The following is a 7,789-nucleotide window of genomic DNA, read 5'->3' as shown; positions in this document are numbered from 1 at the left end:
GATTTCTCTAGCGCGTTCAATCGCATAGACGTGATTCTTATGCCAACGGCGCCTTCCGGTGCGTTTGCGATTGGGGAAAAGCAGGACGATCCCGTAACTATGTACCTAAACGATATTTTTACCGTGCCCGTAAACATAGCGGGCCTGCCAGCGATATCTGTCCCGGCCGGCGTTGACAGTCGCGGCCTACCTTTGGGCATTCAGCTTATCGCCTCAAGCTTTAACGAAGAGGCTCTTTTCAAGGCAGGACACGTCATAGAATCTTCCTCTGGCTTTGCTGCTTGGCGTGAAGGAGGATCGTCGTCATGAGCATCGCGCAAAGAAACTACACTACGCCTCTTTATAAAGGCGATTGGGAAGTTGTGATAGGGATGGAGGTTCATGCTCAAGTCATTTCGCAGTCAAAGCTGTTTTCTGGCGCGAGCGCGGCCTTCGGCGCAGAGCCGAATTCGCAGGTATCATTTGTTGATATGGCTTTCCCTGGGATGCTGCCGGTTATAAATGCATTTTGTGTCGATCAGGCGATTAAGACGGGCTTAGGGCTTAATGCCCAAATAAACTTATGGTCGCGTTTTGACCGCAAAAATTACTTCTACCCAGACCTACCCGCGGGATACCAGATATCCCAGTTTTACAGCCCTATAATCGGTCCCGGGTGGGTGAATGTGCGGTTGGACGAAGTAAGGGCTTTTGGCTTAAGGATTAATCACATACACCTTGAACAAGATGCAGGAAAAAGCTTCCACGACCAGCACCCGCATAAATCCTATATAGACCTGAATCGCGCTGGCATAGCGCTTATGGAGATTGTGACCGAGCCAGACATGCGCAGTAAAGAAGAGGCCTCGGCCTTCCTGCGTACTTTAAGGACGATTCTCAGGTATCTTGGTACGTGCGACGGCAATATGGAGGAAGGCAGCCTGCGCGCAGATGTAAATGTCTCCATAAGGCGGCCAAATGAAGCGCTTGGCACCAGGGTAGAGGTCAAAAACATCAACTCATCCAGATTTGTCGAGCAGGCAGTAGAGTTTGAGGTTTTCAGGCAAATTGAACTGCTTGAAAATGGCGAAAAAGTTATACAAGAAACGCGCTTGTTTAACTCCTCAACCGGCGAGACAAGATCTATGCGCTCCAAGGAGGATGCTCAAGATTATCGCTATATGCCCGATCCGGACTTGCCTCCGCTTATCTTAAGTGAAGAAAGGGTCGAAAGCATACGCAAGACTTTGCCTGAGCTCCCTGATAGTAAACTGGCTAGGCTGCAGGAAGACTATGGCTTGTCTTACTATGACGCTGCGTTGATTACGTCGGAATGTGGAAATGCAGCCTATTATGAGGAATGCTTGGTTGTAGAGGCGGAAAAGTCCGGCGGCAAAGTTTCCAATGAAAAGGCCAAAATGCTGGCCAATTGGTTTACCGGCGACTTGTTCGCTTATCTTAATAAAGCCGGTTTGGACTTAAGTGCATCAAAAATTTCGCCGACATATTTGGTTGAACTTGTAGACCTTATCTGTGACGGAACTATTTCAGGGAAAATAGCAAAAGACGTCTTCGACCTCGTCTGGTCCAGCGGAGAAAGCCCGGCCGCTGTGGTCGAAAAGCAAGGGATGCGACAGGTAACGGACTCTGCCGCTATTGAGGCCGTAATAAGCAAGGTTATCAGCCAAAATCAAGACAAAGTGCAAGAGTACCGCAGCGGTAAAGACAAGCTATTTGGCTTTTTTGTTGGGCAAGTTATGAAGGAGACAGAGGGGAAAGCAAATCCTCAGATGGTTAATGATATTTTAAAGGACAGATTGTCAACTGATTCATGAAAATGCTTTCCAAAAACACTAATAGGTTTTTTAGGCTTCTGCTTTTTGTTTTGCTGATACTACCCCTTCTAGGCTGTGGCAAAAGGGGAGAGCTAGTCGCGCCAGGGAAGGAAGAGGTCCCGTACCCCAGGACTTACCCTAAGGCGGATATGCCGATCTGACTCGATACTAATCGCTAAACATACAACAACGAAACAAAAGTAAATGCTATTTAGGACGGTCAAAAAATCTGTCTTTGCTGTGAATCTAGCCAGTCCAGATTTCAGGCCGGTTTTATAATAATCTTAAAGCAAGCAAAAAAATATTTTGACAAAAGTATAATAATATGTCATATATACGTTCATTAGATTTTTAATAAAGGGAAAATATGAAAAACGTTATAATGATAGTATTGACAATTGTGTTGCTTGTACCTGAATTCGCAGACTGTAGTCGAGCTGCAAAACCTTGGCGAATTACCCGTAGAAGGAACTATTTATAGAAAGGTTGGTGATGGAGCTGCTGATGCCATGTTGGCAACGACAAAATCTTTCTGCTATCCCAGACATCTCATTTGTGAAAATGGACAGGTCTTTACAATTTTACATATAAGAAGCCCTATTAATAGACCAAGCCTGCAATCCGCATGCATTCCGTCCAGTGCACAAACGCTTGACAGCGGGTGTTTTAGAGACTGCTTTAGGCTAAGCAACGTAGCGTTTGAGTTTAACTCAAAATTGACAAGGATCTCAGATTCTGCCTGCCGTAACTGTCCTTCTCTGGTGTCTATATGCATTCCATCCAGTGTACAGGTGCTCGGCAAGTGGTGTTTTGAACAATGCCGCAGCTTAAGCAGTGTAACGTTTGCGTTCGGTTCGCGATTGACAAGGCTTTCAGAGTATACCTTTGACCGCTGTTCTTCTCTGACATCCATATGCATTCCGTCCAGTGTAGGGGTAATTTCCTCGGAGTGCTTTGACAGATGTTCAAGTTTAAGCGTAGTAACATTTGGGTCCGGCTCAAAGCTGAGAGCGATCGAAAGTCAGGCCTTTTCTGGATGTTCTTCTCTAAGATCTATATGCATTCCGTCCAGTTTACAGACGCTCGGCAGCAGCTGTTTTCTGGACTGCCACAGACTAAGCAGCGTGACGTTTGGACCAGGCCCTCGAATAAGAGTGATCGAAAATAACACCTTTTCTGTATGCTCTTCTCTAGCATCCATATGTATTCCATCTAGTGTAGAAAGGATCGGCGCTATGTGTTTTTCAAGCTGTTGTAATCTAAGCAGCGTGACGTTTGAACCAGGCTCCCTAGTAAAAGTGATCGAAGATGGCGCCTTTTCTGTATGTTCTTCTTTAAAATCTATATGTATTCCATCTAGTTTAGAAAGAATCAAACACGATTGTTTTAATAGATGCTCCAGTCTAAGCAGAGTAACGTTTGAGCCCAGCCCCCGAACGAGGATGGTTGAAAGCTCTGCTATTCCTGCAGGAGTGACGGTTGTGGGCTATCCTTAGCACAGCCATGCTGGCGCACCAATTTATAAATAAGCCAAAGCCTACGCAAATTGTGAGATTTGCTACATCAAATATCCTCAAATATTATTATCAAGTGCAAATCGTGCAATTTGACTTTACCATGAATATCGTCGAACCCCCATTGTCAAGCCAGTTTGCAGGCCTATTCTGGCACTTTTTTAGTAATTATCATTAAAATGGCTGGTAAAAATCTTTTATCCGGAGCATATATTATTTGTCCATTCACCGGCTGATAATTATGCTCTCTCAATTGTTTAGGCCAGCATTCTTTTTCTTCTTTAAAGTGGGGCGCAAGCGCAAAATCTATAGACGCCTTTCCATCTAGACCTAAGAATCTAAGATAGAAATCGGCGTTCGCTTTGTATGCCTCTCGGCGTTCGCTTTGTATGCCTCACAGTCTTGCAAAAAGGTGCGCGAAGTATTACCAGACGGTGTACGCAAAAAAATATCAGAACTTCTGAAGGTGCCTGCGGGTTGCTTGTAGAAAAATACATAATTCGAATCTTTAAGTGTGACTTCAACTCGAGTAAACGATGTATCCTCGAGATAAGGCTGTACATCCGCATCACTATATGCTGATAGCAAGCGCGGAAAGACATTAGTAACAATAGATCCTCCCGGCTGTAATAAGACAAAAAGGTTAGTAAAAGTGGAGGGACTAAACGCATTGAATCCTTCTACTATAACGTACCTATATTTCTCTATACCAAAAGATTCTGGAGAGAAGTTATGTATATCGCAGTCTACATCAGGAAGAGTCAACGGGAATCGTTCAGTAGGAGCAGGATTATTTGTCCAGTTGACTAGCAAATAATTATATGGCCGAAGGTAACGATAACAGTCGAAACCTAGAGATCCCATAATGACCCCTCTTCCAGATCCAAAGATTACAATCGGAGGAATTCCCTTCTGCATAGCATAAGCAAAGTAATTTGCTATGTCTTTGAAGTTTATTCCATTATTACTTAAAAATGATAAGTCGGGTATTACCTCTAACCTCTTCACCAAAGGTGGGGCATCAGGGCCACATTTTTTTAGCATGCTTTCACCCGATATGCTCTTACATGTATCGTAAACTAATGGGTCGTGCTCACGCCTTTAAAGGCCCCCGGCCTTCCGGTTCCGGTATCAACGCTGGTTTCGCACAATAAACAGTATCATCAGGCAAAAAGCTAGCTTCAGGCATTAAAGGTGGTGAAAACGGTAATAAGGATGGTATCCGCCTCATACAATAAACAACATCACACGTCAATAGATGTGCAATAGGTAAAATAATTGTAAAATATTTCTGCATTAAGATTCTCTAAAATAGAATATATTTATATATATAATATAAAAAAAATATTTTGCCAAGTAAAAAATAATAAAAATTACCAGAATGAGTTATGAAAACGCCTTAAGCGTCTTAATTATTGTTTACTTGCAGAGATAGATTTTGAGATACTGTCCAGTAAAGCTTGTTTTGCAGTCAATAATTTTTTCTGGAATGGCGGAAATTACCAATTGTCCACCTGTGTATCCGCCTTCTGGGCCAAGATCTATTACCCAGTCGGCGGTTTTGATAAAATCCATGTTGTGCTCTATGGCAACGATGGTGTTGCCTTTGTCGACCAGCTTATGCAGCACCTTAAGCAGGTTGTTTATATCCTCAAAATGAAGTCCTGTCGTAGGTTCGTCCAGTATGTACAAAGTGCGCTCTATCTCTGGCCTAGACAGCTCTTTAGCCAACTTAATGCGTTGGGCTTCACCTCCAGACAGGGTGGTTGCGGGCTGGCCAAGCTTTATATAGCCTAAGCCCACGTCTTTAAGGAAATCCAGCTTCCTGACCAGCTTAGGAATTGCCCAGAAAAAATCCTTTGCCTCATCGACGCTTAAAGCCAGGATATCGGCTATTGATTTATCTTTATATTTTATCTCAAGCGTGTCCTCATTGAATCTTTGCCCCTTGCAAGCGTCGCATTCAACGAAAACGTCTGGCATAAAGTGCATAGCGACCTTTATATATCCTTCCCCCTTACAAGCGATGCACCGGCCTCCATCCACGTTGAATGAGAACCTGCCAACGCCGTACCTGCGTGCCTTGGCCTCAGGCAGCGCAGCAAAAAAGTCGCGAATCGTAGTGAAAATGTCCGTATAGGTCGCTGGGTTAGATCTGGGCGTCCGACCGATTGGCGATTGGTCGATATTGATGACCCTGGTTATAAGATCGTCCCCTTTTATACTAACGCCTTCAAAGCATTCCTGTGAGTCGCGATCTATTTTCTGCTTTAAGGCTGGATACAGCGTCTCCATCACCAGCGACGACTTGCCGCATCCGGAGACGCCAGTAACGCAGGTAAAACACCTCAGGGGAAACTCTACCGACAGATTCTTTAGGTTGTTAGTATTGACTCCGCTTAAGGATATATAGCCGTTATGTTCACGGCGCTTTTGGGGTATATCAATACGGCGCCGGCCGTTTAGGTATTGACCGGTCAGGCTGTTTTGGGCGGTTTTTATCCCGGACACATCGCCGCAGTAACACACTTCTCCACCAAAAATCCCCGCGCCAGGGCCAACGTCGATAAGACAGTCTGATTCTAAGATTGTTTCCTCATCATGCTCGATCACCATAACGGTATTGCCTAAATCCCGCAGATTCTTTAGGGTTTTTATAAGCCTCGCATTATCGCGCTGATGCAGGCCTATGGACGGCTCGTCGAGCACATACAAAATGCCGGTCAGTCCTGACCCGATTTGGGAGGCCAGATTTATGCGCTGGCTCTCACCGCCCGACAAGGTTGGTGCAGGCCGGTCAAGCGTTATATACCCAAGTCCTATGTCAATTAAAAACCCAAGTCTAGTGCTGATTTCCTTTATTATTTTCTCTGCAATAGCTTTGTTTTTCCCAGACAGACGTGAATTCAGATCGCCAAAAAACACCTTTGCTTCCGCAATGCTTAGGCTTGAGACGTCGCTTATGGTCTTCCCTTCGACCTTGACTAGCAAGGCGTCTTCGTTCAGCCGCTTACCCTTACAAGCGGGGCACACTTCGGTAAGCTGATACTGGCCAATTTCTATACGCCGCCAGACGCTTTCTGTTTTTTTGTATTGCGTTTCTAGGGCGGGGATAACCCCCTCAAAGCCGGCGGCTCCATAAAGTATATCCTGCCTAAGTTGCTCAGGCAGCCTGTTATAGATGGTAAACAGCGAAGCCTTATGCTTTTCAAACAGCGGAGACAGCAGTCGCTTTACGACCGCCTGTTCAAGCTTTGCCCACGGTTTAATGGCGCCAGTTAGAATATTCAAATGCCCGTTGGGAACGACAAGGCTTTCGCTGAATTTCTTTATAGCGCCCAGGCCATTGCAGGTCTTACATGCTCCCTGTGGGTTGTTGAATGAAAATAAGCTTGGCTCTATGTCCTTGAGGAAAAATCCGCTTTCTGGGCAGACGTACTTATTGGAAAATGTCAGGATTTTACCGCTGTCCGCATCCAATATCCGTATCACCCCGCCGCCGTACTGGGAAACAACCTCAAGCGAGTCTGCCAAGCGTCGCTTATTTTTATCACAAGCCTGAAGCCGGTCTATCACAACATCTACTTTCTTTTTGCTGTCCCCTATGATGAAATCTGCTACGTTAACGACCTCGCTATTTGACCAGATTCTTTCAAATCCTTGCTTTTGGATTGTTTTTATATCCTTGAGGCCCTTTATAACCTTTGGCGCCATGACATATATGTTGCGGCCAGCGTATTCGCCTAAAGCCTGTTCGATAATTTGGTTGATTGGCGTTACTACTATCGGCAGTCCTGTCGTCGGTGAGTGCAGAACGCCTATACGCGCGAATAACAGCCTGAAATAATCATATATCTCCGTCATTATCCCTACGGTCGATCTGGGGTTATGCTGAACGCCGCGCTGAGTCACCGAAATCGCAGGAGAAAGCCCCTTGACATCATCGCAATCTGGCTTTGGCATAATGTCCAAAAACCTGCGTGCATAGATGGACAAGCTTTCGATATATCGCCTCTGGCTTTCTGCATATATCGTGTCAAAAGCCAGCGAAGTTTTGCCAGAACCGCTTACGCCTGTGAAAACGACTAAGCTGTTTTTGGGGATGCTAATCGATATGTTTTTAAGGTTGTTGGTCCTTACGCCCTCTAGTACGATAAACTGCTTTTCCATTGCAAAAATATTTGAAAATTGTTGTAAAACCCACACTTGTCTGGGCCAGCCTAGCCCAAACCAACTGGTATTATACAACTAAATGGCAAATTACTGCAGGGAAAATGCAGGAAGAAAGGCTTTAACGATCCGAAGCATCAGGCTAAGGCATAAGATGAATGGATTCATTGCTGCTCGAGCAGTCCTACATATGCGTGTGTATGAACTGTTGCTATAGGTTTAGATTTTTAATGGACCAATCTCTTACTCTCAATAGCAGTAATACTCAATGGACCCGGGTAATAATTAACT

At 44.9% G+C, this 7,789-nt stretch carries 6 protein-coding genes; 4 read left to right on the top strand and 2 right to left on the bottom strand.

Going from position 1 to position 7,789, the window contains the following annotated elements; genetic code table 11:
• The 4 genes from LBL30_03375 to LBL30_03360 form a co-directional block, all read left to right on the top strand.
• The coding region (locus LBL30_03375) for an Asp-tRNA(Asn)/Glu-tRNA(Gln) amidotransferase subunit GatA (GenBank protein ID MDR1032130.1) at positions 1–309 on the top strand (309 nt) is incomplete at its 5' end.
• Positions 306–1,814, top strand: coding sequence for an Asp-tRNA(Asn)/Glu-tRNA(Gln) amidotransferase subunit GatB (gatB, locus tag LBL30_03370; protein ID MDR1032129.1), 1,509 nt, complete (start codon positions 306–308; stop codon positions 1,812–1,814). The genes LBL30_03375 and gatB, both read left to right, overlap by 4 nt.
• Entirely contained in the window at positions 1,811–1,975 is a 165-nt protein-coding gene (locus LBL30_03365; GenBank protein MDR1032128.1) for a hypothetical protein, read from the top strand. Before gatB ends, LBL30_03365 begins: the two co-directional genes overlap by 4 nt.
• 348 nt (positions 1,976–2,323) lie before the next feature.
• Complete coding sequence (locus LBL30_03360; protein MDR1032127.1) at positions 2,324–3,310, top strand: leucine-rich repeat domain-containing protein; 987 nt, start codon at positions 2,324–2,326, stop codon at positions 3,308–3,310.
• 348 nt (positions 3,311–3,658) lie between these two features.
• Here LBL30_03360 and LBL30_03355 read toward each other — a convergent pair whose 3' ends face one another.
• Positions 3,659–4,339 (bottom strand): hypothetical protein, encoded by a 681-nt coding sequence (locus LBL30_03355; protein ID MDR1032126.1) that lies wholly within the window; start codon positions 4,337–4,339, stop codon positions 3,659–3,661.
• Between the two features lie 408 nt (positions 4,340–4,747).
• The gene (gene uvrA, locus LBL30_03350; GenBank protein MDR1032125.1) at positions 4,748–7,534 is read right to left on the bottom strand and encodes an excinuclease ABC subunit UvrA; all 2,787 of its coding nucleotides are present in this window, start codon (positions 7,532–7,534) and stop codon (positions 4,748–4,750) included.
• Positions 7,535–7,789: the final 255 nt, after the last annotated feature.

The organism is Holosporales bacterium, from assembly GCA_031263535.1.
Taxonomy (GTDB): domain Bacteria; phylum Pseudomonadota; class Alphaproteobacteria; order UBA3830; family JAIRWN01; genus JAIRWN01.
The sequence above is the reverse complement of the archived record's forward strand: the minus strand, read 5'-3'. Positions and strand labels throughout refer to the sequence as shown.

Excerpts from the sequence above, each read along its gene's own strand:
- gatB (MDR1032129.1), top strand. The coding sequence starts at position 306 with ATGAGCATCGCGCAAAGAAACTACACTACGCCTCTTTATAAAGGCGAT.
- LBL30_03365 (MDR1032128.1), top strand. The coding sequence starts at position 1,811 with ATGAAAATGCTTTCCAAAAACACTAATAGGTTTTTTAGGCTTCTGCTT.
- LBL30_03360 (MDR1032127.1), top strand. The coding sequence starts at position 2,324 with ATGTTGGCAACGACAAAATCTTTCTGCTATCCCAGACATCTCATTTGT.